Origin of the sequence: Psychrobacter sp. DD43 (genome assembly GCF_904846555.1) — a bacterium.
Lineage (GTDB): Bacteria > Pseudomonadota > Gammaproteobacteria > Pseudomonadales > Moraxellaceae > Psychrobacter > Psychrobacter cryohalolentis.
The window spans coordinates 15,354-41,208 of the sequence record NZ_CAJHBE010000018.1; the positions used below are offsets into that span (position 1 = coordinate 15,354).

Here is a 25,855-nt window from a genome sequence, read left to right on the forward strand (position 1 = left end):
CTATTTAATTACGGATTCGTCTACTGATTCTTTTGCGTTTTCTGCCGCTTCTGCCTTGATGCGTTTGGTCAATGCAGAATAAAGCGACGGCTGCAGATTATGGATATTACCCAGCATCCATTTTACATAATCGATAGGCACCTCTTTAATCACTTTCCCTTTATATTTACCAAAGGGCATTTTACTAACTGGATTGGCTTTATTGGCAATAGCATGCGCTGCTGCAAAATCAGTTGGTGCAATTGCTAAGCGCTCGCAGCAAGCCTGATACAGTAGATAACACATACGAGCATCACCGAGCGCATCATGAGCGGCAATCGTCATCCTACTAGATTCACCCTTGCCCAATAACTGCTCGATACACTTGGACTGACCATAGGCGCTCCATTCAGGAAAGGCGACGCGTGCCAGCCTAACGGTGCAAATTAGCTTAGCGGAAGGACTACCAATTACCCGCCAATCAAAGCGTACATTATGCCCAATAAGATACTCAGGCAATGTAAACTGCTCAAGCTCAAAACGCTCAAGCCCAGCCACATCGTCATCGGTAATGCCATGGACTCTAATCACAACTGGCGATATTGAGCGACCACTATTAAAGTATTTCATCCACTCAAAGCCCGTAGCTACGTTAATCGTTGCCACTTGGATAGGTCGTGGATCACGACCTTGATCGGTTTCGGTATCGATAATCAGCGCAGTATCGACCATGTTAAAAGCAGCAGCCATAAAAATTTAACCATAGCAAGTTGGACATAAATGACAGATAGTTTTGCTCGTTTAAAAGGAGCATTATGATTAATCTACTTTTGAAGGAGCACAACACTACTGGGGTTAATTATTCGCAGCTTCTGTCAGCTAGCTACAGCAAGCAAAATTAATCCCAGTAGTGATTGATAACATTTGTACTTCTTTTATTCAGGACCAACTACATAATAGATGCAATTAGATTCAGTAGCTTTTCATTTATGGGGATAAAAGTCAGATATAACAATGCTATACGAAGAGCCAAAGGTAATATCTATATAATATTAGTGAAAGCAATAACAAGACAAAGAGATGTCGATGCGACCAGATGGCAATCACGAACAACCAAATCCTACGTTTATCAGCCGTGCAATTAGCGTACTTATCAAGGCCGCAGTATTGCTGATGCTATTATTCGTATTTGACAGATTATTACCGAGTATCAGCCAACAAACTCAATCATTTTTCATAGCAAAATGGCAGCAGCTTAGCCTATTGCAACACCCGCTACCAACAGAGAATAGCCTGCCAAATCCGCTACCCAAGCAGCATCTGACTGATACATGGGGCGCTGCTCGTAGTCAAGGTCGCTCACATGAAGGGATTGATATTTTTGCAGCGCGCGGCACGCCGATTCAAGCGACGACCCAAGGTATCGTCAGCAAGGTAGGCGAAAATGCGTTAGGCGGTCGCGTCGTTATGATAGTGGGACCAGGCGGCGCAGGACACTATTATGCGCATTTGGAAGACTATGCTGACATTTCTCCCAATGACTGGGTAAATGCTGGTGATACCATTGGTTACGTGGGCGATAGCGGCAATGCTAAAGGCACACCGCCGCATGTTCATTATGGAATTTATATTAATGGTAATGCGGTAAATCCTTATCCACTTTTGCAAAAGGATTAAAGTATATTAAGCATTAATTCATTGCGGCAGATCGTACATGGTTATTTGGAAACACGGCACTAAATGTCGAGCCAATGCCTTCTACAGACTCAATTTGCAAGCTCGCTTCGTGCTGATATAAGACATGTTTTACAATCGCCAGTCCAAGCCCCGTACCACCTGTTGCTCGGCTGCGCCCGCTGTCAACGCGATAAAAACGCTCAGTTAAACGGGCAAGATGCTTTGGTGCGATACCGATACCATTATCTTCAACAGCAAATCTGCAGCCTTCAGCAGTCTTAGTCCAACTAATAGAGATATTGCCACCTTTTGGTGTGTATTTAATCGCGTTAATCACTAGATTGGACAGTGCGCTATTTAGGTACATCTCTGAGCCATATAGCCCGTCATAGGTATCAATATGCAAGTGAATCGTATGCTTATATTCTTGATTATACGCCTGTGCATCATCATAGACATGAGTGAGCAGCTTGGTCATATCGATTTCATTAAACGCATGGGTTTCTTCGATTTCGATACGAGACAGTAGTAATAAGTCATTGACCACCCTATTCATGCGTGCCGTTTGCTGAGTCATCAGCTCAAAACCGCGACGCCAATTCGCAGGCATATCTGGCTGATCAGAAAAATTCTCCAGATATCCCATCAAGACCGTCAATGGTGTACGTAGCTCATGCGAGACATTGGCCACAAAGTCGCGGCGCATCGCTTCTAAATGCTGCAAGCGGGTCACATCATAAATGATCAGTAGTTTTTCATCGCCAAATGGCGTCAGCTCACACTTTAAATAACGATTTGGGTCTTGCCAAGAGACGATATGCACACTCTCGTCGGCATCGGCATCGGCATCGATATTAATCATTGTTGCTTCCTGATAATACTTAATAAATTCAGGCACTTTAATGAATTCAAAAATACGCCTGCCTTTATCTGAGGATTGCAACAATAATAAATCCTGCGCCGCTTGGTTCCACCATTCAAGTCCATCATCGTCATTGAGCAAAATCACAGCATCACGTAATGCTCGTAAAGCACTTCTGATTTTTTTAAGTTGATTTGTGGCACCTTGCTCATTATCTTGGATAGGCATTTTTATTTATCCATTATTTTTTATAATTTTTCTACTATTGGCCGCTCCCGATAAAAGGCGACACTATTAAAAGGTGACACTATACAATATTCATATTACTAGCGATTACCCTTTTTCGATACGGCTAGAAAATCGATAACCTGTACCGCGTACCGTTTGTATCAATGTATCACAATCATGTGGACGTAGTAATGTGCGCAAACGCTTTACGTGAACATCAATGGTTCTATCTTCGATGTAGACGTTACCGCCCCATACTTGATCGAGCAGCTGAGCACGGGTATAAGCGCGCTCAGGATGGCTCATAAAAAACGCCAATAAGCGATATTCTGTCGGACCCATATCGATAATGTCATCACCCACCATAAAGCGTTGGCTTTTGGCATCTAAAGTTAGCCTGCCTATATTAATAGGTTTGTCGCCGCTTAGCGCGTTACTACGTCGCAATACCGCTTTGATTCTTGAGATAAGCTCACGGGTCGAGAACGGCTTGGTCATATAATCATCAGCGCCTGCATCAAGACCATGCACTTTACTGTCTTCTTCACTTTTGGCGGTCAACATAATAACCGGTATCTCGGCGAGCAGGGTATCGCTTTTTAGCATACGGCAAAAATCGATACCACTTTTATCACCGGGTAACATCCAGTCCAATAAAATCAGCGCTGGACGATGATCGACCACTTGTTGGTGCGCCTCTGACACATCCGCTGCCTGCAAACTATCAAAGCCTGCCATCTCTAGGGTCATGACGACCATTTCCCGAATGGCGTCTTCATCTTCAACAATCAAAATTTGCTCTTTAGACATAATGTATTCTTAATGTTAGAGGACAAAATAGCGTTTATAAAAGCAGTAACAAACGCAAATAAGCGTTTCTTTATTAAAGGGCTTAATTATGACAGCTTAATGACATTTACTCTTAAATTTATAATACTTAGTAGCCATGCTAATGACTTAATGCACTTCTAATAAAAAGTTTAATGGTCCATCATTGACACTCAACACTTGCATATCAGCGCCAAACTGACCCGTTGCAACCGTTAAATACTGCGTCTTTGCGTAATCAACCAATTGTGCAAATAAAGCTTGTGCCATATCAGGAGCCATTGCGCTACCAAAGTCAGGGCGGCGACCTTTATCCGTCTTTGCCATCAGAGTAAATTGTGAGACCAATAATAGCCCACCACCGACTTGCTGGATATTTTTATCGAGTTTACCGTATTTGGCTGGATCGTCATCATTTTCAAAGAGTCGATAAGTCAAGATTTTATCAATCATCCGCTGGGCGCTTTGTAGGTTATCATCGTGGCCCAAGCCGATATATGCCAGCACACCTTGCTCAATAGCACCAACCTCCTGCCCATCAACGCTGACGCTGGCATATTTGACTCGCTGAATAAGAGCTCTCATTGCTTACTTCCTTTAACGATTATGGTCATACAGTCTGCTGCGGACCATGGTAAAATACAATTATCAGTGCAGGTACTTATGATTATGTTTATAAATAAATCTAGCTATAAAACTGCCTATCTATGATTTTTTAATACAACTTTTTATTTTAATAACTATTTCTAATCCCTACTTTGGTCATCTATTATGAATGTATTTACTACCTTACAGCAATTTGTCCCGCAGCAAAAAATCAGTAAAGTCGCAGGGCGCTTAGCTGCCAGTCGCCACCCTTGGGTTAAGCGTACGTTTATCCGCAGTTTTGCCAAAGCGTATGATGTTAGCTTAGATGAATATGAGCGTCAAAGCCTAAACGCTTATGAGAGCTTTAATGATTTCTTTACTCGTGAGCTCCAAGACAATGCCCGTATTATCGATGCCAGTATCAATGGTATTGTTAGTCCTGCGGATGGCATGATTTCGCAGCTTGGGCAGATTCATGACCATAAGCTACTGCAAGCCAAAGGTCGTGACTATGATATCGGTCAGCTCTTAGCTGATAGCGCAGATGGCGATTATTTTGCGGATGGTAGTTTTGCTACGGTCTATCTTGCTCCAAGCAACTATCACCGTGTGCATATGCCATTTGACGGTATATTAACCAAGACCCGCTATGTACCTGGTACACTATTTTCGGTCAATAATACCACGGCTGCTAATGTACCGGATTTGTTTGCTCGTAACGAGCGCCTCGTCTGTCTGTTTGATACCGCCTATGGTAAAGCGGCGGTAGTGATGGTCGGTGCAATGATTGTCGCTGGGATTGAGACGGTCGCGACGGGTAAAATTAGCCGTACCGATGATATTCAAGAAGTAGGCCATGATATGAGCTTTAAAAAAGGTGACGAGCTTGGTCGTTTTTATTTAGGTTCAACCGCAATTGTAGTACTGCCAAAAGCAGCAAAAACGGATTGGCAAGATACCATGCAGCATGGCTCAATCGTTCAAATGGGGCAACTGTTGGGTAGCGCTAAAACCTAATACCATTTATCTAAGTAAAAAACTTGTGTAATAAGTAATATTGAAAAAAATGAGCATAGACAGTAATCAGAATACTGCCTATGCTTTTTTTGTGCCCACTCCTTTCTTATGTTTTTTTAACACTGTCTTTTTTCAGTCGTTTTTTGTGATAGTAAGGCTTTATGTCATCAAACTGTCATATTTATTTGGCACAATCTCCTTATTAACCGCAGAGCATCATTTCAGCAAACCCCAGAAAACCATTGTCATTGTTATTTATAAATGCTTGATACTCAAAATTGATTAATTTTAGGAGAAATAATGCGTTATTCATTCATGGCAGTAGCAATCGCTAGCACTTTGACATTAGCCGCTTGTAACCAAACGACTAGCAACAACGAGAGCGATAAAACCGACGAAGCAGCCACAACAGCACCATCAAACACTGCTGTGAGTAGCGACGCTAGTGCTAGCTCAGCTGAAAGTGCATCGATGAGTATTACCGGTGCTGGTGCTTCTTTTCCACAGCCTATCTATGCTAAGTGGTCAGATGCCTACAATAAAGCCACAGGTGGTCAAGTGAACTATCAGTCTATTGGCTCATCGGGTGGTATCAAGCAAATCGTTGCTAAGACCGTAGATTTTGGGGCATCTGATGCGCCGATGACACCAGAAGAGTTGAACGAAGCCGGTCTGATACAGTTCCCAAGCGTCATCGGTGGCGTGGTCCCTATTGTTAATATCGATGGTATTGAGCCCGGTCAGTTAAAGCTCGATGGCAAAATGCTTGCTGATATTTATCTGGGTAAAATTAGTAAATGGAACGACCCTGCAATCGCGGCTATGAATCCTGAGCTTAAATTACCAGACGCTGCCATTACCACAGTGTTTCGCTCAGATGGTTCTGGTACAACCTTTAACTTCACTGATTATCTAGCCAAAGTGTCAAGCGATTGGAATGACAGTGTAGGCGTCGATAAGACCGTTAAATGGCCAACGTCGGCTACCGGTGCGGGTGGTAAAGGTAATGAAGGTGTGTCGAGCTATGTCACGCGTATGAAAAACTCTATCGGCTATGTTGAATACGCTTACGCTAAGCAAAACGGTATGGCACACGTTGCCCTGAAAAATGCTGCGGGCAATGTCGTACAACCTTCTGCCAAAACCTTTGCAGCAGCAGGTGACATCGATTGGTCACAGCAAGAAGGCTTTTATAAAGTCATTACCAACTCTGAAACAGCGCAAGCTTGGCCAATCGCCGCAGCCACTTTTATCTTAGTACATAAGCAGCCACAAGATGCCAAACAAGTCGCTGGTGTATTGAAGTTCTTTGACTGGGCTTATGCGCAAGGTGATGACGACGCTATGGCGCTTGATTACGTACCGTTCTCTGATACTGCGGTTGCCTTATTTAAAGCAAAATGGAGTGAGGTCAAAGGCAGCGACGGCCAACCTGTCTATAAGCCTGCACAGTAACCTGTTTATCCTAGTGATTGCATAATCACTGTCGAGCCAACCTCTCAAACCACTATTCTCCGGTAGGGGTTTGAGAGGTTTTATCACAGAAAATTTAAAGATTTTTTTAAGTTTGTTGTGATAAAACCTCTTTTACTATTTTGACTCTTTTACTATTTTGACTTGATTCTATTCAACGCTGAGACACTTATGAATGATTTAAGGTCCCAACTGGCTAAACAAAAACGTTACGATGCTATCTTTGTCAATGCGACTAAAGCATTTGCAATCTTGGTGCTATTGTCACTTGGTGGCATCCTGCTCTCATTAATCGTGGGCGCTTGGCCCAGTATCACTGAATTTGGACTGGGATTTTATACCAGCAATAACTGGGATACAGTGAACGATCAATACGGGGCGCTTGCACCTATTTACGGTACGATTGTCACCTCCCTTATTGCAATCGCTATTGCTGTGCCAGTGAGCTTTGGTATTGCTATCTTTTTGACCGAACTGTGCCCTAACTTCTTAAAAAAGCCATTGGGCATCGCCATTGAGCTGTTGGCAGGTATTCCTTCTATTATTTATGGCATGTGGGGTTTGTTTGTCTTTGCGCCGTATTTTAGCGAACACATTCAGCCATGGTTGATTGAAAACATCGGTCCTCTGCCTATTATCGGGCAAGTATTCACTGGTGCACCGATGGGGCTTGGCATGTTTACCGCCTCCTTGGTACTGGCAATTATGATTATTCCTTTTATTGCCGCCACCATGCGGGATGTTTTTTCTGTAGTGCCTGATTTATTAAAAGAATCTGCGTATGGCATGGGTGCGACGACGTGGGAAGTGATGTTCAAAATTATCTTACCTTATACTAAAGCTGGCGTGGTCGGTGGCGTGATTTTAGGGCTTGGACGCGCATTGGGCGAGACGATGGCTGTGACTTTCTTAATCGGTAATGCCTTTAATATCAGCCCAAGTCTGTTTACTTCCGGGGTAACGATTACCTCTGCGCTCGCTAATGAATTTGCCGAAGCATCAAGTGAATTGCATTTGGCATCCCTACTACATTTGGGTTTAATCCTATTTGTTATTACTTTTATTGTCTTGTCCATCTCTAAGCTAATGCTTATGCGTATCGACCAAAAAGCCGGTCACTAAGTAGCGCCAATATCCCGTTATAAAGCAAGCATGTTAATCAACCACTTAACCCAATCCTTCGACCAACAAAGGACAAACGCCTAATGACTTTAGCGACTGTCACGACTAATAACGACCAAACCAGCCAGCCGACTTCACGCTTTGAAGACCGCTACAACAAGCGTTTATATCATAAGCGTCGCCTGATCAATAGATTGGGGCTTGGTTTTGCCATCTCAGCCATCGCTTTTGGTTTGTTCTGGCTGACATGGATTTTGCTGACGCTTTTTGTTGAGGGTTTTCAAGGGTTAATCGAGATGCCGGTATTTATGGCAGATACACCACCGCCTATGGGCGACGGCGGTTTGCGTAACGCTATTATTGGTTCATTGATGATCGCCTTGTTAGGTCTCGCGATTGGTACGCCGATTGGAATGATGGCGGGCATCTATTTAGCGGAGTTCTCACAAGGCAGCTTGTTGGGTAAAGTTACTCGCTTTTTAAACGATATCTTGCTGTCAGCGCCCTCTATCGTGATTGGTCTTTTTGTTTATGCATTGATGGTGAAAGGTCAAAGCTTCTCCGGCTGGGCTGGTGCAGTTGCGCTTGCTTTGATTGTGATTCCAATTGTCGTGCGCACCACTGAGAATATGCTCAATCTGGTACCAAATACTTTACGTGAAGCGGCGTATGCACTCGGTACGCCAAAGTGGAAGCTGATCAGCACGGTCACGCTTAAAGCGGCTAAAGCAGGTCTGACTACAGGGGTGCTATTGGCATTTGCCCGTATCACTGGCGAGACCGCGCCGTTACTATTTACTGCGTTAAATAATCAGTATTTTAGTACCGATATGAGCCAACCGATGGCAAACTTACCGAACACTATTTATCAGTTTGCCATGAGCCCTTATGACAACTGGCATGCATTGGCATGGGCGGCAGCATTACTGATTACCATGACAGTACTGATAGTCAATATTCTCGCGCGCTTTATTGGCGGTAAAGATCATACAAGATAGCTGATTTAAGAATTGACTAAGCAGCCAATTTATAGCGCACGTTTAGCACTTATGTTCAGCACCTATATTGACAACATTCTAAAATAATTGGATATGATGATGACAGACTTACTAGAAAGAAAAGCGGTTAAACAAGAGAATAAGCAAAACGTCAGCCAACGTGGTTTATTTGGTCAATCATTTTCCAATATAGATCAAGGAAGTCAGAAGCATCAAGGGCAGCAGCCTGACAGTGCCTTTTTGACTCAGCAAACAGTAGCCGATATCCCTCAGCATATGCCGCCTGCCAAGATGAGTATTCGAGATCTCAATTTCTATTATGGTGACTTTCAAGCGCTAAAAAATATTAATATTGATATTCCAGACAAAAAAGTGACTGCCTTTATCGGGCCTTCAGGTTGCGGTAAATCCACACTATTACGTACGTTTAATCGTATGTATGATCTATATCCCGGTATGCGTGCAGAAGGTAATATCAACCTCGATGGCAAAAATATCTTGGGCAAAGACATCGATGTGAACTTGCTACGCGCACAAGTCGGCATGGTCTTTCAAAAACCGACGCCATTTCCAATGTCCATCTATGACAACGTGGCATTTGGCGTACGCCTCTACGAGAAGCTAAGCAAAGCTGAGATGGATAATCGTGTCGAATGGGCACTCAAAAAGGCGGCTTTATGGGTTGAGGTAAAGGACAAACTTCGTGCATCAGGATTGTCGTTATCCGGTGGTCAACAACAACGTCTTTGTATCGCTCGCGGTGTGGCGACAAAACCTGAAGTACTGCTCCTAGATGAGCCAACCTCAGCGCTCGACCCTATCTCGACAGGCGCAATTGAAGAGCTCATTACCGATTTAAAAAACGACTATACGATTGCTATCGTTACCCACAATATGCAGCAAGCGGCACGCGTCTCTGACTATACCGCCTATATGTATTTGGGCGATATGGTAGAGATGGGTGAGACGGATCAGATATTTACCAACCCCGCTCAAAAGGCGACTGAAGACTATATTACTGGTCGCTATGGTTAAAACAGTTTGTATAAATATAGTCAGTCCTAAATACAATAAGTACAAATATTATAACGCGCTACTAGGATAAATTTTTCTTGCTTGCTGTGCCTACGCAGACAGAGGCGGCGCAAAACTTATCCCAGTAGCACTGTGTTTGATTTGTAGTGGATTGACTATAGATGTATTTTTTATGCTTATATCCTATTTAAATCTACAAGAATAAGGAAGCCGCCATGCTAATAACGCAAAAACATTTATCAAAGGGTTTTGATAATGACTTACATGATGTGATTGAGCTGTTTATGCAAATGGGTTACATGGCAGCAGAGCAAGTCATGGTTGCAACCCGCGCTTTGATAGCTGCAGATGAAGCGACCGCGAAAAAAGTGATTGCAGACGACCAGCTGATTAATCAGCTAGATATTAAAATCGATGAGCAAATCATTTTGTTAGTCACCAAGCGCCAACCCGCAGCAAATGACTTGCGTTTAGTGATGGCGGTTAGCAAAGGTATTGTTGACTTTGAACGTGTGGGTGATGAAGCCGAAAAAATCGCTCGTATGGCCTGCAAATTAATTAAAGACGGCGCTTCTCCAAGAGGATATTCAGAGGTTCAGCATTTATCCAATAAGGTGCACGTGATGCTACTTGATGCGATTGACGCCTTCTCGCATATGAATCCTCAGCAGGCATTTTCGGTATTGCAAAGTGATGTGGCGGTTAATGAAGAGTATCAATCTGCCACTCGAGCCTTGCTGACCTATATTATGGAAGACAGCCGCCACGTGTCCAGAGTGATGAATATACTTTGGGTATTGCGCGCCCTAGAACGTGTGGGCGATCATGCTAAAAACATTGCTGAGCTGGTTATTTTTTGCACCAGCGGCAAAGATGTGCGGCATACAAATTTTATGCAAGTAGAAAAAATCGTCCAGCAAACCACGGATGCTGGTAGTAATAAATGACATTTTAAATAGCATTTTCTTTATCGCACACGATGGTCCGTTTAAAACATAGTCCATTCAAAATAAAAAATACACGCTTTTAGTAATGCGATACTGCTATAAATTTAACCATCAATCAACCAGCCCTGCGCGGTGGCAAATTCAATCTGCCGTGCCTGCCACTCATAAATACTCGGAAAGCTGTCTTTAATAAAGGCATGCGCGCCAGCTACTTGCGAGCGCGTAACGCTAGACTCAAGCCACGTTTTTCCGTTGGTATTTAAATTAAGCAAAAACGGCAACAAGCGATCAACCACTTTCAGCAGCTGGGTTTCTTTGCTGCTGCCAGTTTCCTGTTCTTCCCAAATCTCATTTAAATCTTTAATGCCATTACCATGCTCAGCTTGTAAGCGCGCAATGCCAGCTCGCTCTTCAACGTGCGCATCAGTGCGTGTATCGGCATATAAAAAAGTATCACCGGCATCAATCTCGCCTAAGTCATGTACTAGCGCCAGCTTTAGTAACTTTTCATGATTGACATCAAGTTCAAACAATTCAGCGATTGACCAACATGCCATAGCGAGATGCCAAGAATGTTCGGCTGAGTTTTCTAGACGAGTCGTACCTGTCACGTAACTGCGGCGATTTACCCGTTTAAGCGCATCCAGCTCTAACAGATAATGAGTGACATGATCTATATCAATGTTTGAGGCAAGCGTTGGGTTAGTAAATGACATGGAATTAGCTGATGACATAAATATTCTCTTAATTTTTCTACTAATGTATAGCGCTTCATTTTACCTTTACGCATAAGCAATTATTATACATTTTATAAACGCTATAAAAGAAGACGTTAACCTATCGTTAATTAGCGTTACCATAAAAATAAAATAACGCTTATGTTAGTAAGCGCTATTTTATTTTAAATCGAGTGAAAAGACTATTTAATCAAATTACTAATGGTTTTAAACGCTGGGTCTTTACTGCTGCGGCATAATTCAAACAGAATGGATTCTACCGTGCTAATGACCCCACCAGCGCGGCGAATACGGCGAATCGCTTGCTTTTTATCATAAGGAAAGCGTGAGCCGACCGCATCACCAATAATTACGGGCTGCATACCATTATCGAGTAAATCAAGCGCTGTTTGCATCACGCAAACATGCGCCTCTACCCCAAACAATAAAACGATACTACGATTTTGCTGGGCTAAATAATGCCACGAATCATCGTTATCGCAGGCGCTAAACGTCACTTTCTCAAAGCTTTTGGCATTGTCACCTTCTAATACATCGCGTATTTCAGGCAAGGTATCGCCAAGTCCCTTTTTATACTGCTCATTGAGCATGAGAGGAATATCGAGCGCTTGCAAACCCTTAATCAGAGTGACGGTTTTTTTGACGATATTTTCGTGGTCATAGATATGTGGCGTCAAGCGTTCTTGAATATCGATAATCATCGCTTGGGTATTTTCGCGGGCGATACGATAAGTGCGATCGGTAATCATGGTAGACATAGTACACTCCTTGTACGACTGACCTTATTATTAAAGGCTATGTTAGATTTATCATGGGTGTTTTCGTTATTGTTCTTATTCTTATTTAGTCATAGTTTGCTAAGCGGGTCAATGAAGATAAATCTTATTAACAATTATGAACAGGATATTATAAAACCAGTTTTTAATTGACCAACACAAAAACCCCTAGTCTTCATGACTAGGGGTTTTTTTAAAGATATAAAACTAAAAAGATTTATTAAAACGCTTAAACACGCTCAATCACAGTCGCGATACCTTGACCTAGGCCGATACACATAGTCGCAAGACCGATTTCAGTATCCATTTGCTCCATGGCGTTTAGCAAAGTAACCGTGATACGCGCGCCTGAACAGCCGAGTGGATGACCTAGGGCAATCGCGCCACCATTGACGTTGATGATGTCTTGCTTGTCGGTCAAGTTCAAGGCTTTAAGTACCGATAGTGCTTGAGCTGCAAACGCTTCGTTAAGCTCGATGGTTTGCATATCATCGATGCTCATGCCAGCGCGTTTTAGGGCTTTTTGGGTCGCAGGAACTGGACCATAACCCATTATAGCCGCATCACAACCAGCAACTGCCATGCTGCGAATACGCGCACGTGGTTTTAGACCCAAATCTTTGGCTTTTTGCGCGCTCATGACCAGCATCGCTGACGCACCGTCAGATAGAGCTGATGAGGTCGCAGCAGTGACCGTACCGCCTTTTGGATCAAAGGCTGGACGTAGCTTTTGCATTTGCTCCATCGTCGCATCTGGGCGAATCACTTCGTCAACAGTACATAGTTGCAAACGACCGGCGGCATCATGACCTTCGATACCGATGATTTCATTGTCAAAACGACCTTCTGTGGTGGCAGCCCATGCACGGCGATGCGACTCAAGACCAAAGGCGTCTTGCTCTTCACGAGTGACGTTATTCATACGGCCCAGCATTTCAGCGGTCAAGCCCATCATGTTTGACGCTTTTGCATAGTGCTTTGAAGCTTCAGGGTTTAAGTCAACGCCATGCATCATACCAACGTGACCCATATGCTCAACACCACCGATGATGAAAACCTCACCTTGGTTGGTCATAATTTGCGCGGCAGCTGTATGAAGCGCCTGCATAGATGAGCCGCATAGACGGTTCACCGTTTGGCCGCCCGCAGTCTTTGGAATATCAGCTAGCAAGCCGATATTACGACCGATGTTTAAACCTTGCTCTAAAGTCTGGTTCACACAGCCCCAGATGATGTCTTCAACATCACGTGGGTCAAAGTCGTTACGCTCAACTAAGGCACGGACCAATTCAGCAGAAATGCTATCAGCGCGAACGTGGCGGAACATACCGTTTTTAGATTTTCCCATTGCTGAGCGTACGCCATCTACGATGACCACGTCTTTTGGACTTAAAATTGTCATACTATCTTCCTTTTCAATTTTTATTGTCAGTGGCAATACCTTAATGCTCGTCATATTTGATGTAAAAGATTATTGATAATAAATAAACCATCAATAACCTTATCAAGCATGGGTACAGCACTTCATCCTAGTAATGACCGACCATTACGCAGTGGCGTAAAAAGTCTCGCCTGCGGCTGCCATATCGCGAATCTTTTGCGGCGCTTCATAGGCTTTACCAAGGTGCGCATATTTTTCGCATAGCGCCAAGTAGTTATCTAGACCCATTTGGTCGATATAACGGCAAGGGCCACCACGGAATGGCGGGAAACCAACGCCCATAATCATCGCCATATCGGCTTCAGATGGCGTGCTGACGATATTGTCTTCTAGGCAACGTACGGTTTCATTACAGAACGCCAGCATAGTGCGGTCGATGATGGTTTGATCATCGAAGGTTTGCTTATCGCTATCCGTGGTCGCTTTTAGCAGCTCATAAGTCGCTTCGTCAGCCACTTTCTTTGGCTTACCGCGTTTGTCAGTCTCATACTTATAGAAACCAACGCCGTTTTTCTGACCTAAACGATTGTTTTCATATAAATGCTCAATCGCGCCTTTATAATCAGGCTTCATGCGGTCAGGGAAACCTTCTGCCATCACTTCTGCGCCGTGTACGCCCGTATCTAAACCAACCACGTCGATTAGATAAGCAGGACCCATTGGCCAGCCGAATTTTTCCATGACTTTATCGACATGAGCAAAATCCGCACCTTGCTTAAGCAGCAAGTCAAAAGCACCAAAGTATGGAAACAACACACGGTTGACCAAGAAACCTGGGCAGTCATTGACGACAACCGGCACTTTGCCCATTTTAGACGCTAGCGCAACTGTAGTTGCAATCGCTTCTTCTGATGATTTTTCACCGCGGATAACTTCGACGAGTGGCATACGATGTACTGGGTTAAAGAAATGCATACCGACGAAGTTTTCTGGACGCTCAAGTGCTTCTGCTAAATAAGTAATAGAAATCGTCGAGGTGTTTGACGCTAGGATACAATCGTCTTTAACCAAACCTTCAACTTCTTTAAGTACCGCACGCTTAACGTTTGGATTTTCTACGACTGCTTCGATAACGATGTCAGTCTCAGCAAAGTCACCATAGTTCAAAGTCGGACGGATACGGCTTAACGTTTCGCCCATTTTTGCTGGGGTCATTTTGCCACGTTCAACCATTTTGCCAAGTAGCTTGCTGGCTTCGCCCATACCAAGGTCTAATTGCTCAGACTTGATGTCTTTCATGATGATTGGCAAGCCTTTGCTGGCTGCCTGATAAGCGATACCGCCGCCCATGATACCCGCGCCAAGTACCGCCGCTTCATTGATTTCATGTGCTTTTTTGCTGTGCTGCTTAGCTAATTTTTTGACCAATTGATCGTTTAAGAACAGACCGACCAAGCTTTCTGCTTGTGGGGTTTTCGCCGCTTTGGCAAAACCAGCCGCTTCGACTTCGATTGCTTTATCACGTGGCAAATTGACGTGTTTTTCAATGGTTTCGATAGCGATTGCTGGCGCTGGGTACTGCTTAGGATTGGCTTTGGCAAAGATCATACCTTTGGCACTGTTAAACGCCATCGCTTGCTCAAGCTGGTTTAGCTTTACAGGATTCAGCTTCTCTTCACGCTTCGCTTGCCAATCAAGCTCACCTGAGATACATTTTTTGACTAGGTCAATGGCGGCATCTTGCAAGTCATCGGCAGGAACAGTCGCATCGACTAGGCCTAATTTTAGCGCATCAAGTGGTTTTTTCGGCGTACCAGTGGCGATCAATTCAAGCGCATTGTCGATACCAATCACACGCGTACTACGCACCGTACCACCAAAACCTGGGAAGATACCGAGCTGGGTTTCTGGTAGACCGATAATGGCTTTGTCGCTCATGACACGGTATTCACAAACCAAGGTCATCTCACAACCACCGCCAAGCGCTGCGCCATTGATGGCCGCTACTTTTGGAAACGGCAAATCTTCAAAGCGGTTAAAGGCATCATTGATGCTAACAACCCAATCTTTGATTTCGCTTTCTGGCTTTTTAAAAGAACCGACGAATTCTGTGATATCAGCACCAGCGATAAAGACGCTTTTGCCTGATGTCACGATAAGACCCTTTACGTTATCGGCTTTTTCTAAAGCAGTAACCGCTTCGCCAAATTGCTTATTGGTCTCAGCATCAAACTTATTCACGCTCTCATTTTCGGCGTTGTACTGCATGTTGGCGATGCCATCCTCTAGCATTGTCACCGTGATGCGATTTCCTTGGTATACCATTTGAAACTCCTTGCTATATAACGAAAGCTACGTTTTAAAATTAAAAGTTTTAAAATTAAAGCACATAGCCAGTTATTGTTAGTAAAACGAGTAATAACACTGCCAACATACTGCCTTATAAAGTCAGTATAAAGTAAGCAGTGCAGATGTCTTTATTATCCAGCGCTCATGCTTATATATTCATGTTTTATGCCGAATGTTACCGTGTTAGCACAACTGAATACGGCGCTTTATTTATATACGATTGTTACCGGTACTGATGTTATAAACACTGACTGAGCATTGAGATGATCAGTCACTTAAATCAGGCTAAAAACCTATGCGCTAAGTGCCAGACCAATTTCACGCCAATTAGTGTAGGGGATTATACCCCCGACTGTCACAAGCTAATACCATACTCGCAAGTCACTCTTAAGTCGACACCAACCCTTTACCTTGCGGCCAAGGTGCTTTAGGTGTCCGCCTGTATACTGAGATTTAAGATAAGAATTAGCCTTTATTATCAAAACACATCTAACCGTCAAGTTAAATCAATAATAGGTAACAAGGGTTTGTTGCATTATTACACCTATTCAACGGGCTTTTTTACGCCAATTTTTAACATTAAACCGCCAAAAATACGTCATTGATAATACTCGTAGCATAAGGAATATAATCTATCATGCTACACTAGCGCTATTTTTATTATTCACCTGATTAATGGTTGGATTATGACTGTTTCCCCTGCTTCTACTTCTATGCCAAGCCCTATGTCTTCAACAACAGCTTCAAACACTGTTTCAACAACGGTACCTTTTGCGAGCTTTAATAATAATACTGAGCAATTTCATAGCGCCGTGCGCGCGCAACTGGCGCAAGATATCGAGATGCTATTTGCTTACGCTGAGCTGCCAAGTCCGCTGCTTGATGCCTGCCGTTATGTGATGACCGGTCAGGGTAAATTGGTACGGCCGTTATTGGTCGCCAGCGCCTTTGATAGTGTCAATCGAAGCAATGCGAATGACGACGTTAATAGGGCTGATGAATATGTCGATAAAAGCACTGATAAAGAAGCTAAGCAAATTCAGCAAAATAGCGATTTAGAATCACTACTAGAAAACGACTCCGATTACGATATGGCGCGCCGTGCAGCGTTGGCGGTGGAGCTGCTGCATACTTATTCGCTGGTGCATGATGACTTGCCATGTATGGACGATGACGAGCTGCGCCGTGGTCAGCCAACTGCTCATATTGTCTTTGAAGAATCAACCGCCCTGCTCGCTGGTGACGTACTACAGACGCTTGCTTTTGAAGTATTGACTGCGGAGCTGCCAACCTTTGCGCCTTTTGATTCAGCTATCGCAAGTCAGTTATTTGCTATCTTTGCCCCGCGTGCACGGCGCATGGTTGCTGGGCAAATGCTCGACCTCAATGCCGAAGCCAGCACTGATATCACGCAAAGTGATTTAGAAGCCATCCACCGTGACAAAACAGGTGCGTTGATTGAAGCGGCGATGCTCATGGGCGGCATCTGTGCAGGTGCGACGGCGCCGCAGCGTATTGCTTTGCAAGATTGCGCCCAGCATATTGGTCTGGCTTTTCAAGTCCAAGACGATATCTTAGATGTGACCACCAGCACCGATACCCTCGGCAAACCTGCAGGCAGCGATGAAAAGTTAGACAAATCTACCTATGTGAAACTGATGGGCGTTGAGCAAGCGACCCACTATGCGCAATCGCTATTTAATGATGGCCGCGCAGCGCTTAATCGTGAATTAAATAGTCGTGAGTTAAGCGCTAATAAGGACACCAACGCCTTATTGGCACTCATTGAATGGCTATGGTCACGTAAAAAATAAGCTCAGCAATAAACATTAAAAACGATAAAGGGTGGTCAACATGGAAAGTACCCCTACTCAGCGTATCTACCTCGGCACGGGCGGCTATAGCGATACCGATCTGCTTGGTACGCTGTATCCAACGGGTACCAAAAAAACGGACTTCTTACGTGAATATGCCAAGCAATATGGCGCAGTTGAGATTAATAGCACTTTTTACGCACCCATTGGACAAAAAGCCTTTGCAGGTATGGTCGATAAAGCCTATGTGCAAGCAGACAGTGAGTTGAAGTTCGCGGTCAAGCTGCATCAAGACTTTACTCATGCGCGTAAGGGCACTAGCGATCACGCGCAAGCGTTTCTTACTGCCCTCACACCACTGATCGAAGCCAATGCGCTCGCGCCATTACTGCTGCAATTCCCACATGGCTTTGACCGTACCCGCGAGCATCGTCTATATCTGGCAAACCTTGTCAGCTGGTTTCAAGATTATCCACTAGCCGTTGAGTTTCGCCATAATGGCTGGCATACCCCGCAAGTGGTTGATAGTTTTGTTAAACAAGGCTTGATTTGGTGTAGCGTCGATTACCCCAAAATCAGCGGTCTTCCACCATCACGATTGATATTCACTCAGCGCACGGGCTATCTGCGTATGCATGGCAATAATCTAAACTGGTGGGATGCGATGAGTGCCGCTGACCGTCATGATTATCGTTATAGCGAAGCGGAGATGCAGGACTGGGCGCAAGCGATTGCCAATCAGCGTCAGCATTTTGATACGTTATATGTTTTCTTCCAAAATACGGTCAACGCGCATGCTTATTATAATATTGCGATGCTGAGAGAGGCGTTGGGTAAGTTTGGGTTTGAGGTGCTGTAATGTCGATAAGACTAGCGAATTTAATTGGTTTTTTTCGGTCTCATAAAGAACCAGATCATGAGCAAGCAAAAGCTATTCAGCTTTTACAAACGATGCAATGGTCAAAGTTATGTTGGGATGCAAGTTGGGAAGATACTATCGAGCTAGAGGATTTACTACCAGAAGTTGGAAAAACATATCCTATAAAACTCGAAGAAAACGAAGATTTTACTCAAGATGGACAAGCACTCATATTATGGCAACCGCCTCATTCCGATCTTAATGGCTGGTACGACAAGCGTCCTTCTGAAATTTTGAAGTCCTATGTTATAGAAGGCATTTTAACCGATCGTTACTCAGATCATGAAACCCGTGAAATAAATTTTAACTTTAAAGTCAGCAAACGTTCAAGTCTAGTTGATTACTTCTTTGAAGCGCCTTTAAATAGAATATCTTCTTTATCTTCGGTCGGTCAGGGTGATGGTTCTTCAAGAGTTCAATGGCAAGATGCTCAATATATTCAAAAATACTCTTTAGGAAAGTTTTTATATCTTAGCGGATCAGAGGGCGAGACTGGTTTAGAGCTTATCCTTTCATGTGAAGAGAGCAAGATATGTATTCATTATTCGGCAACGCTACATTATCCTGCTCATTACGAAACCGTTATTACCAAACATTATTTAGATAGAAAAGAGCAGAAAATAATTGAAAGTATAATTGATAAAGCTACTGAGATAATTGATACCTCAGACAAGTACCTTACTGATACTCAGATTCTTGGCGCTGAGTACTGGTAGTTACTTTTAGTTACTTTTAGTCAAATTTCAAACAAAAAAAAGGACGCCTCTCAGCGTCCTTTTTTATTAATCAAAATCTTAGTCGTTAAAGATTACTCTTCAACACCAGCATCTTGACCTTTATATTTTGCGTTTGCGTAGTCCCAGTTCACTAGTTTGTCTAGGAACGTATCAACATAGTCAGGACGACGGTTACGATAATCGATGTAGTACGCATGTTCCCATACATCGCAAGTCAATACCGCGATTTGGTCATGTGCAAGTGGCGTGTCAGCGTTAGCTGTTTTGGCGATAGACAATTTGCCACCGACTTTATCAGCGACTAGCCATGCCCAACCAGAACCGAACTGAGTCAATGCTGCGTTTTTGAACTCTTCACGGAACTTGTCATAGCTGCCGAAGTCTTCTTCGATTTTAGCTTTTAGATCGCCAGTAGGTTCGCCACCGCCGTTAGTTGGCGTCATGCAATTCCAGTAGAACGTGTGGTTCCACACTTGGGCTGCTTGGTTAAACATCCCTTGCTTGCTGTCGTCTTTAGCTATTGCTACGATGATTTCTGACAACGTTTTGTCTTCTAGACCAGAACCTGGTAGCAACTCGTTAAGCTTAGTCACGTATGCATTGTGATGCTTATCATGATGGAACTCTAAAGTTTCAGCACTGATGTGCGGTTCTAAAGCATCTTTTGCATATGGTAAGTCTGGTAAAGTAATCTTTGACATAGTTATTTTATCCTTGCTGTTTTAGCTGTTATTTTATGGAAACTGAATTTTACGCTATTTTTAACACGCAAAAAACCCTATAAAATAGCTGGCTAAATTGGCTGAGTTTATTGTTTGAAATGAATTTTATCGATTAATACATTGTATTGCTGAACACAGTATCACGTATTATTATGAATCCAAAATTAACTATTATTCTTTTCTTGCTCTTGGCTCAAAAGCCAAACACTTGACTTTGTCAGCCTTTATTAACCAAATATTCACAAGCTATAAGATATAATTCACTGTAGCTTGGCATCTATTATAGCAATAGTGGCGACAAATACCAGTTACCAAATGTTATGCACAGCGCAATCAGTATTGCTTGTGAACAGCAAACAAAAAAATTATAAAAATAGTACCTTAATATAAATCACTATTTTTTGTTTAGATCTAACGACACGACGGAATATTCTCTATGAGTGCTATCAATACACTACACACATCGCGACCCTTGACCCAATCTACATCTCACAAGCAATGGGTACTCGCCAGCAATAATAAAGGCAAGCTTGCTGAGTTCACAAGACTATTTTCGGAAGCAGATTTGGATGTGACAGTAATACCACAAGGACAGCTCGATATCGACGATGCGATTGAAGATGGCTTGAGTTTTATCGAAAATGCCATTATAAAAGCCCGTCATGCTAGCCGTATTAGTGGATTGCCTGCGATTGCCGACGATTCTGGACTTTGTGTGCCAGTATTGGGTAATGCACCCGGTATTTATTCGGCGCGCTATGCCGGTGAGCATGGTAACGATAGTAAGAATAATGAAAAGCTTATCGCTGACTTGCAGCCTATCCGCGCAGCACAGCCTGATACTGCTATTAAGAGCATGTTCGTTTGCGTACTAGCGATGGTGCGCCATGCTGATGATCCGCTACCAATTATCGCGCAAGGTTTATGGCACGGTGAGATTTTAGAGTTGCCACATGGTGAAGGTGGCTTTGGTTATGATCCACTGTTCTGGTTACCAGAGCTGCAGGCGACGGCTGCAACCCTCAGCGCTGCGGATAAAAATAGCATCAGCCATCGCGGTCAGGCGATCAAGCAGTTATTGGCGCAATTGCCTTTATAAGACGCTTATCTCTTGTAGTTATCCAATTTGATGCCATTTAATCCTCACATCAGTAAATCAGGCGTAGACATACAAGACGTACTTTAAATGAGATGACTGATATAGTAAATTGATACCGCGTAAACGACAAAACAGATAATTTTTACTTTAATAAACAGATAGATTATACTGTTCTACTTTTAAAATTTTGTTGAAAGCCGTTAATTGTCTGTATTATTCGCCAAAAAGCGTTATTATGCGACCTATTGACGGTTTATTATTGATATTTGATAGTATCGACTAAGATTAAACATGTCGTTTTTCAGAGCCAGCAGCGATTGCTAAAGGCATTGATTTGAGAATGACTTGCTATCACTATCCCCTATTTATTCCAACGGCAACCAGTCATAAACGCCCGTATTTTGAGGCATGGTTGTCTATTATTCAATCCTAAAGGTGTAATGATCATGGCTACAGATTTACAAGTCACAACCAACAAGCTATCTAACAAAGAAACTCAGTTAACGGTTAAAGTACCCGTTGAAAAGATTCAAAACAAAGTTGAAGGCCGTATTCGCCAAGTAGCGAAAACTGCCAAGATTGACGGTTTCCGTAAAGGTAACGTGCCTATGTCACATATCCGTTCACAGTACGGTGCTGGCATTCAACAAGAAGTGATCAACGACGTTATTCGTGATACCGTTTTTGAAGCGATCAAGTCTGAAGACATCCGCGCCGTTGGCATGCCGAATATCGACGACGTAAAACTTGAAGATGATTTCTTGGTTTATCAAGCCACTGTTGAAATCTTCCCAGAAGTTGATGTACAAGGTATCAATGAGATCGAAGTTGAGCGTCATACCGCCAAGGTTGATGAAGCTGATGTTGACACTATGATCGAAAACCTACAAAAACAACGTGAAGAATTCGTTGAGAAAAAAGGTAAAGCGGACAAAGGCAATCAAGTCACTTTTGACTTTGAAGGCTCTATCGATGGCGAGAAGTTCGAAGGCGGATCTGCTGAAGACTTCAAATTGGTTATCGGTAGCAATCAGATGATTCCTGGCTTTGAAGCAGGCATCAAAGGTATGAAAGCTGGCGAAGAAAAAACCATCGACGTGACTTTCCCAGAAGATTATCAAGCTGAAAACTTAGCGGGTAAAGAAGCTCAGTTCAAAATCAATGTAAAATTGGTTGAAAAATCTAAGCTACCAGAAATTGACGATGCATTCCTTGAGCTATTTGGTGTTAAAGAAGGCGGCGTTGAGAAGTTAAAAGATGACGTTCGCAAAAACATGGAACGCGAAATCAAAAATGCTGCTCGTAGCCAAGTAAAGCAAGCAACATTTGACGCTTTGTTAGAAAAGAACGAGTTTGACGTACCTAATGCTATGCTAGAGCAAGAAATCGAGCGTCAACGCAACATGATGATGCAACGTTTTTCTCAGCAGTTCGGTGCGAATGCTGATAGCTTCGATAAAGATATGCTACCAAATGAGTTATTTGAAGAGCAAGCACTACGTGCGGCACGTCTTGGCATCATCGTTGCTCGCGTTATCGATACTAAAGGTCTAGAAGTTGACCAAGCTCGCGTTGAGACGTTCATCAAAGAAGCGGCTGAAAACTACGAAGATCCAAGTGAGGTAATCGAGTACTACACCACTGATAAGCAACAGCGCGCGAACATTGAGTCTGTTGTACTAGAAGACCAAGTGGTTGATTATCTAATCGAGCAAGGTAAAGTAACTGACAAAGAAGTCAGCTACCAAGACCTATTAGCTGCTCAGCAACAACAGCAGCAAGCAATGTAATCTAGCTAGCTCTTTGCCATTAACTGGTACTGACTGCTAAGATTGCTCTAAAAATGCCCTGACAAATTTGTTAGGGCATTTTTATTGGTGGCTTATATGCTATCTTTATGGATAGATTATAGACAGTACCCTTGATAAGTACGCACAAACGCCCTATTAATAGGAAGTCATTTATCATTTGTCACATTAAAAAGTTACTATTACTCTGATAAAAAAGTTACCATTAGCTCAATTATTTTAAGCTAATAGCCTTTATTACTGCTATTTATCAACTATTGATGCGATACCCGTCTCATTTAGCGTAATAGGTTTTATTATAAACCGACAATGTTTACAATGATAAACACCAATAAAAATTTAACGATTTTCTACTTTTTATCTTCTATCTTTATAAACAGGATATTTTTATGACAGATTATGATCGCATCACTGCCAACCCGCATTTTGATATGCTGATGAGCGCACACACTACTGCCCAGAGCGCACAGTATAGTCAAAGCGCAACCCAAGCAGCATTAGTTCCTATGGTAGTTGAGCAATCAGCTCGCGGCGAACGCTCGTTTGATATTTTCTCGCGTCTACTACGTGAGCGCGTTATCTTTTTGACCGGTCAAGTCGAAGACCATATGGCCAATCTTATTGTGGCGCAGCTGCTATTTTTGGAAGCCGAAAACCCTGATAAAGACATTCATTTATATATCAACTCACCAGGCGGCTCGGTCAGTGCTGGTTTGGCCATTTTTGATACGATGAACTTTATCAAACCTGAAGTATCAACCATCTGTATGGGCGGTGCGTATAGCATGGGCTCATTCCTGCTGGCTGCTGGTGAAAAAGGCAAACGCTATGCCCTAGCCAATGCTCGCGTCATGATTCATCAACCTTCAGGCGGCGCGCAAGGTCAAGCAACAGATATCGAAATCAATGCACGTGAAATCCTAAAAACTCGTGCGCGCTTAAACGAGATTTTAGCTGAGCGTACGGGTCAGCCAGTAGACAAAATTGAAAAAGATGTTGAGCGTGATTATTGGTTAGATGCTAAAGAAGCCAAAGAATATGGTCTGATCGATGAAGTATTAGAACGTCGTCCTGCTTCTTTATAATAGCCAGTCTATGAGCAGCTGTATCGATGTAGCTAGTAGCGCGGCTTATGCTTAAGTGCTCTATATTAGACACTTAAACGTTGATACACACATCAGAATATTTATAAGTATAAAATTTTAGGAGTGCCTGTATATGGCAGAAGATAACACCCCGCAGTGCTCGTTTTGCGGCAAAGAAAAAAGTGAAGTGAAGCAGCTGATTGCCGCTGACGATGCCAATATCTGTAATGAATGTATTGAGCTATGTACAGACCTTATCGCCGACAGTGACGAACATGGTGATGACGATAGCGATATTGATACCTCTTGGGTCAATAAAAAACTGCCAACACCAAAAGAATTGCGCGCCAAGCTTGATGAATACGTCATCGGTCAGGATGCTGCTAAGAAAGCCTTGGCTGTTGCCGTTTATAACCATTATAAGCGTCTAAAAGTTAGCCAAACTTTAGCCAATGATAGCAAAAAAGCTAAAATTGGGGCTGATGATGCAATGGTAGAATTGGCAAAGAGTAATATTTTGCTGATTGGTCCAACAGGTTCTGGTAAGACTTTACTTGCGCAAACGCTAGCACGTCTACTTGATGTTCCTTTTGCGATGGCGGATGCCACGACTTTGACCGAAGCCGGTTATGTCGGTGAAGACGTTGAAAACATCGTACAGAAGCTATTACAAGCATCAGATTATGATGTTAGTAAAGCGGAGCAAGGCATCATCTATATTGATGAGATTGATAAAATCAGCAAAAAAGGTGATAACCCTTCTATCACGCGTGATGTGTCGGGTGAAGGCGTACAGCAAGCATTGCTAAAACTTATCGAAGGTACGGTCGCGGCTATTCCACCACACGGTGGTCGTAAGCATCCGCAGCAAGAGTTGATCCAAGTAGATACCAGCAATATTTTGATTATCGTTGGTGGTGCATTTGCCGGTCTTGATAAAGTCATTCAGCAGCGTACTGAAAAGACAGGCATTGGCTTCAATGCTGATGTCAGCTCAAAAGACGATAGTAAACGTAGCTCAGAGCTACTACAACAAGTAGAGCCGGAAGATTTGATCAAGTTTGGACTTATTCCGGAGCTTATCGGTCGTCTTCCAGTACTTGCTGCGCTTACAGAGCTAGACGAAGATGCATTGGTTCAGATTTTGACGGAACCTAAGAACGCCTTGGTTAAGCAGTATAAGTATCTGTTTGATATGGAAGGCGCTGACATTACGTTTACTAAAGAAGCACTTGATGCGATTGCTAAAAAAGCGATGGCACGCAAAACCGGTGCTCGTGGACTGCGCTCTATCGTTGAAAATGCTCTGTTAGAGACGATGTATGAGCTGCCTTCTATGAAGGATGCTAAGACCGTACTCGTTGATGAGCAAGTGATTAACGAAGGCAAGACGCCTGAAATTGCTTAACTGTTAACTTGCTACATCACTCGTTTTAATTAGCGAAAAGTTAGCTAAAATTTAAAAAAAGCGCTCAAACATGATCTATGTTTGAGCGCTTTTTTATGCTACATACCAGGACTTCAGTTCAAAAGAAGCAACGAAACACTGATGTTTTGGCTTCTGTTTTCAATTTTAAAACACTTTACGTATTTGTATTTGATACACTAATGTTACTAGCAACCTACCGCTTCATTCTTTGTTATATTTCAATTGCTAGAGTTAGGCTGCTGAGC

At 43.1% G+C, this 25,855-nt stretch carries 23 protein-coding genes; 14 read left to right on the top strand and 9 right to left on the bottom strand.

Annotated features, from left to right (window positions below):
• Complete coding sequence (locus tag JMX89_RS09920) at positions 1-729, bottom strand: putative quorum-sensing-regulated virulence factor (protein WP_201531973.1); 729 nt, start codon at positions 727-729, stop codon at positions 1-3.
• Positions 730-1,065: 336 nt separating this feature from the next.
• Between JMX89_RS09920 and JMX89_RS09925 the strand changes: the two genes are divergently transcribed.
• On the top strand, positions 1,066-1,656 hold the full coding sequence (locus JMX89_RS09925; RefSeq protein ID WP_133104877.1) for a M23 family metallopeptidase: 591 nt from the start codon (positions 1,066-1,068) through the stop codon (positions 1,654-1,656).
• 13 nt (positions 1,657-1,669) lie between these two features.
• Here the strand turns inward: JMX89_RS09925 and phoR are convergent, their stop codons facing one another.
• From phoR to dtd, 3 genes are all read right to left on the bottom strand, one after another.
• Positions 1,670-2,746 carry a phosphate regulon sensor histidine kinase PhoR gene (phoR, locus tag JMX89_RS09930; protein WP_201531974.1) on the bottom strand — a complete coding sequence of 359 codons (1,077 nt, stop codon included), beginning with the start codon at positions 2,744-2,746 and terminating at the stop codon, positions 1,670-1,672.
• A 105-nt stretch (positions 2,747-2,851) separates the two neighbouring features.
• Entirely contained in the window at positions 2,852-3,556 is a 705-nt protein-coding gene (gene phoB, locus JMX89_RS09935) for a phosphate regulon transcriptional regulator PhoB (protein WP_011514526.1), read from the bottom strand.
• A gap of 147 nt (positions 3,557-3,703) precedes the next feature.
• Entirely contained in the window at positions 3,704-4,159 is a 456-nt protein-coding gene (gene dtd / locus JMX89_RS09940; RefSeq protein ID WP_201531975.1) for a D-aminoacyl-tRNA deacylase, read from the bottom strand.
• A 186-nt stretch (positions 4,160-4,345) separates the two neighbouring features.
• On the opposite strand from dtd, the gene asd reads away from it, so the two are divergent.
• From asd to phoU, 6 genes are all read left to right on the top strand, one after another.
• Positions 4,346-5,179 (top strand): archaetidylserine decarboxylase, encoded by an 834-nt coding sequence (asd, locus tag JMX89_RS09945; RefSeq protein WP_201531976.1) that lies wholly within the window; start codon positions 4,346-4,348, stop codon positions 5,177-5,179.
• Between the two features lie 300 nt (positions 5,180-5,479).
• A complete protein-coding gene (gene pstS, locus JMX89_RS09950) occupies positions 5,480-6,634 on the top strand; it encodes a phosphate ABC transporter substrate-binding protein PstS (protein WP_149409984.1) in 1,155 nt (384 codons plus the stop codon).
• 189 nt (positions 6,635-6,823) lie between these two features.
• Positions 6,824-7,774: a phosphate ABC transporter permease subunit PstC gene (gene pstC, locus JMX89_RS09955; protein ID WP_011514530.1), complete on the top strand. Its 951-nt coding sequence runs from the start codon at positions 6,824-6,826 to the stop codon at positions 7,772-7,774.
• Positions 7,775-7,857: 83 nt separating this feature from the next.
• The gene (gene pstA, locus JMX89_RS09960; RefSeq protein WP_201531977.1) at positions 7,858-8,772 is read left to right on the top strand and encodes a phosphate ABC transporter permease PstA; all 915 of its coding nucleotides are present in this window, start codon (positions 7,858-7,860) and stop codon (positions 8,770-8,772) included.
• Between the two features lie 99 nt (positions 8,773-8,871).
• Entirely contained in the window at positions 8,872-9,807 is a 936-nt protein-coding gene (pstB, locus tag JMX89_RS09965) for a phosphate ABC transporter ATP-binding protein PstB (RefSeq protein WP_201531978.1), read from the top strand.
• Positions 9,808-10,022: 215 nt separating this feature from the next.
• Positions 10,023-10,754, top strand: a complete 732-nt coding sequence (phoU, locus tag JMX89_RS09970; RefSeq protein WP_011514533.1) for a phosphate signaling complex protein PhoU — start codon at positions 10,023-10,025, stop codon at positions 10,752-10,754.
• Between the two features lie 104 nt (positions 10,755-10,858).
• Here phoU and JMX89_RS09975 read toward each other — a convergent pair whose 3' ends face one another.
• The 4 genes from JMX89_RS09975 to fadB form a co-directional block, all read right to left on the bottom strand.
• A complete protein-coding gene (locus JMX89_RS09975; protein ID WP_201531979.1) occupies positions 10,859-11,488 on the bottom strand; it encodes an HD domain-containing protein in 630 nt (209 codons plus the stop codon).
• 185 nt (positions 11,489-11,673) lie between these two features.
• Positions 11,674-12,249 carry an isochorismatase family protein gene (locus JMX89_RS09980; RefSeq protein ID WP_201551458.1) on the bottom strand — a complete coding sequence of 192 codons (576 nt, stop codon included), beginning with the start codon at positions 12,247-12,249 and terminating at the stop codon, positions 11,674-11,676.
• 247 nt (positions 12,250-12,496) lie between these two features.
• Positions 12,497-13,669, bottom strand: coding sequence for an acetyl-CoA C-acyltransferase FadA (gene fadA / locus JMX89_RS09985; protein WP_201551460.1), 1,173 nt, complete (start codon positions 13,667-13,669; stop codon positions 12,497-12,499).
• Positions 13,670-13,813: 144 nt separating this feature from the next.
• Positions 13,814-15,973, bottom strand: a complete 2,160-nt coding sequence (gene fadB / locus JMX89_RS09990; protein WP_201551462.1) for a fatty acid oxidation complex subunit alpha FadB — start codon at positions 15,971-15,973, stop codon at positions 13,814-13,816.
• A gap of 710 nt (positions 15,974-16,683) precedes the next feature.
• On the opposite strand from fadB, the gene JMX89_RS09995 reads away from it, so the two are divergent.
• Genes JMX89_RS09995 through JMX89_RS10005 form a run of 3 tightly spaced genes read left to right on the top strand, consistent with a single transcriptional unit; the run spans position 16,684 to position 19,446 of the window.
• Positions 16,684-17,811, top strand: a complete 1,128-nt coding sequence (locus JMX89_RS09995; protein ID WP_413786921.1) for a polyprenyl synthetase family protein — start codon at positions 16,684-16,686, stop codon at positions 17,809-17,811.
• A 40-nt stretch (positions 17,812-17,851) separates the two neighbouring features.
• Entirely contained in the window at positions 17,852-18,670 is an 819-nt protein-coding gene (locus tag JMX89_RS10000; RefSeq protein WP_201551464.1) for a DUF72 domain-containing protein, read from the top strand.
• Positions 18,670-19,446: a hypothetical protein gene (locus JMX89_RS10005; protein WP_201531984.1), complete on the top strand. Its 777-nt coding sequence runs from the start codon at positions 18,670-18,672 to the stop codon at positions 19,444-19,446. Before JMX89_RS10000 ends, JMX89_RS10005 begins: the two co-directional genes overlap by 1 nt.
• Positions 19,447-19,538: 92 nt before the next feature.
• Here JMX89_RS10005 and JMX89_RS10010 read toward each other — a convergent pair whose 3' ends face one another.
• Positions 19,539-20,168 (bottom strand): superoxide dismutase, encoded by a 630-nt coding sequence (locus JMX89_RS10010; protein ID WP_201531985.1) that lies wholly within the window; start codon positions 20,166-20,168, stop codon positions 19,539-19,541.
• Between the two features lie 457 nt (positions 20,169-20,625).
• On the opposite strand from JMX89_RS10010, the gene rdgB reads away from it, so the two are divergent.
• From rdgB to clpX, 4 genes are all read left to right on the top strand, one after another.
• Positions 20,626-21,288 carry an RdgB/HAM1 family non-canonical purine NTP pyrophosphatase gene (gene rdgB / locus JMX89_RS10015; RefSeq protein ID WP_227673072.1) on the top strand — a complete coding sequence of 221 codons (663 nt, stop codon included), beginning with the start codon at positions 20,626-20,628 and terminating at the stop codon, positions 21,286-21,288.
• Positions 21,289-21,734: 446 nt separating this feature from the next.
• Positions 21,735-23,078 carry a trigger factor gene (gene tig / locus JMX89_RS10020; RefSeq protein ID WP_011514543.1) on the top strand — a complete coding sequence of 448 codons (1,344 nt, stop codon included), beginning with the start codon at positions 21,735-21,737 and terminating at the stop codon, positions 23,076-23,078.
• A gap of 407 nt (positions 23,079-23,485) precedes the next feature.
• Positions 23,486-24,181 (top strand): ATP-dependent Clp endopeptidase proteolytic subunit ClpP, encoded by a 696-nt coding sequence (gene clpP, locus JMX89_RS10025; protein WP_133104853.1) that lies wholly within the window; start codon positions 23,486-23,488, stop codon positions 24,179-24,181.
• A 133-nt stretch (positions 24,182-24,314) separates the two neighbouring features.
• Positions 24,315-25,589 (top strand): ATP-dependent protease ATP-binding subunit ClpX, encoded by a 1,275-nt coding sequence (gene clpX, locus JMX89_RS10030; protein ID WP_201531986.1) that lies wholly within the window; start codon positions 24,315-24,317, stop codon positions 25,587-25,589.
• The last annotated feature ends 266 nt before the right edge of the window (positions 25,590-25,855 follow it).

Excerpts from the sequence above, each read along its gene's own strand:
- JMX89_RS09920 (WP_201531973.1), bottom strand. The coding sequence starts at position 729 with ATGGCTGCTGCTTTTAACATGGTCGATACTGCGCTGATTATCGATACC.
- JMX89_RS09925 (WP_133104877.1), top strand. The coding sequence starts at position 1,066 with ATGCGACCAGATGGCAATCACGAACAACCAAATCCTACGTTTATCAGC.
- phoR (WP_201531974.1), bottom strand. The coding sequence starts at position 2,746 with ATGCCTATCCAAGATAATGAGCAAGGTGCCACAAATCAACTTAAAAAA.
- phoB (WP_011514526.1), bottom strand. The coding sequence starts at position 3,556 with ATGTCTAAAGAGCAAATTTTGATTGTTGAAGATGAAGACGCCATTCGG.
- dtd (WP_201531975.1), bottom strand. The coding sequence starts at position 4,159 with ATGAGAGCTCTTATTCAGCGAGTCAAATATGCCAGCGTCAGCGTTGAT.
- asd (WP_201531976.1), top strand. The coding sequence starts at position 4,346 with ATGAATGTATTTACTACCTTACAGCAATTTGTCCCGCAGCAAAAAATC.
- pstS (WP_149409984.1), top strand. The coding sequence starts at position 5,480 with ATGCGTTATTCATTCATGGCAGTAGCAATCGCTAGCACTTTGACATTA.
- pstC (WP_011514530.1), top strand. The coding sequence starts at position 6,824 with ATGAATGATTTAAGGTCCCAACTGGCTAAACAAAAACGTTACGATGCT.
- pstA (WP_201531977.1), top strand. The coding sequence starts at position 7,858 with ATGACTTTAGCGACTGTCACGACTAATAACGACCAAACCAGCCAGCCG.
- pstB (WP_201531978.1), top strand. The coding sequence starts at position 8,872 with ATGACAGACTTACTAGAAAGAAAAGCGGTTAAACAAGAGAATAAGCAA.
- phoU (WP_011514533.1), top strand. The coding sequence starts at position 10,023 with ATGCTAATAACGCAAAAACATTTATCAAAGGGTTTTGATAATGACTTA.
- JMX89_RS09975 (WP_201531979.1), bottom strand. The coding sequence starts at position 11,488 with ATGTCATCAGCTAATTCCATGTCATTTACTAACCCAACGCTTGCCTCA.
- JMX89_RS09980 (WP_201551458.1), bottom strand. The coding sequence starts at position 12,249 with ATGTCTACCATGATTACCGATCGCACTTATCGTATCGCCCGCGAAAAT.
- fadA (WP_201551460.1), bottom strand. The coding sequence starts at position 13,669 with ATGACAATTTTAAGTCCAAAAGACGTGGTCATCGTAGATGGCGTACGC.
- fadB (WP_201551462.1), bottom strand. The coding sequence starts at position 15,973 with ATGGTATACCAAGGAAATCGCATCACGGTGACAATGCTAGAGGATGGC.
- JMX89_RS09995 (WP_413786921.1), top strand. The coding sequence starts at position 16,684 with ATGACTGTTTCCCCTGCTTCTACTTCTATGCCAAGCCCTATGTCTTCA.
- JMX89_RS10000 (WP_201551464.1), top strand. The coding sequence starts at position 17,852 with ATGGAAAGTACCCCTACTCAGCGTATCTACCTCGGCACGGGCGGCTAT.
- JMX89_RS10005 (WP_201531984.1), top strand. The coding sequence starts at position 18,670 with ATGTCGATAAGACTAGCGAATTTAATTGGTTTTTTTCGGTCTCATAAA.
- JMX89_RS10010 (WP_201531985.1), bottom strand. The coding sequence starts at position 20,168 with ATGTCAAAGATTACTTTACCAGACTTACCATATGCAAAAGATGCTTTA.
- rdgB (WP_227673072.1), top strand. The coding sequence starts at position 20,626 with ATGAGTGCTATCAATACACTACACACATCGCGACCCTTGACCCAATCT.
- tig (WP_011514543.1), top strand. The coding sequence starts at position 21,735 with ATGGCTACAGATTTACAAGTCACAACCAACAAGCTATCTAACAAAGAA.
- clpP (WP_133104853.1), top strand. The coding sequence starts at position 23,486 with ATGACAGATTATGATCGCATCACTGCCAACCCGCATTTTGATATGCTG.
- clpX (WP_201531986.1), top strand. The coding sequence starts at position 24,315 with ATGGCAGAAGATAACACCCCGCAGTGCTCGTTTTGCGGCAAAGAAAAA.